This window comes from Escherichia sp. AM3 (genome assembly GCF_032029835.1).
In the GTDB taxonomy this organism is placed as follows: domain Bacteria; phylum Pseudomonadota; class Gammaproteobacteria; order Enterobacterales; family Enterobacteriaceae; genus Escherichia; species Escherichia coli.
Genome location: NZ_JAVUPQ010000864.1, coordinates 1 through 289 on the forward strand (window position 1 = coordinate 1; position 289 = coordinate 289).

The 289-nt window shown below is 46.7% G+C and carries 1 protein-coding gene and 1 pseudogene; both read left to right on the forward strand.

What is annotated here, in order from left to right; genetic code table 11:
- A pseudogene (locus tag RTW80_RS28755) lies at window positions 1-66 on the forward strand (hypothetical protein); the annotation flags it as partial.
- Between the two features lie 26 nt (window positions 67-92).
- Window positions 93-289 (forward strand): topoisomerase DNA-binding C4 zinc finger domain-containing protein (locus RTW80_RS28760; RefSeq protein WP_312721505.1); only part of this gene is annotated, 197 nt, incomplete at its 3' end.

Consider the following 289-nt stretch of genomic DNA (forward strand, 5'->3'; position numbering starts at 1 on the left):
TGTGAAAATGCCTATCAGCAAATGGAAGAATTACTCTTTGAAGTGAATGAAGGTATGCTGCATTAATTCTATGTGCAGCAACAAGAGTTGTTATGGCCAAATCAGCACTCTTCACGGTGCATAAAAACGAGCCCTGCCCACAGTGTGGGGCTGAACTTGTTATTCGGTCCGGGAAACACGGTCCGTTTCTCGGTTGTTCACACTATCCGGAATGTGATTATGTCCGTCCCCTGAAAAGCCAGGCGGACGGACATATCGTCAAAATTCTGGAGGGACAGCTTTGTCCACT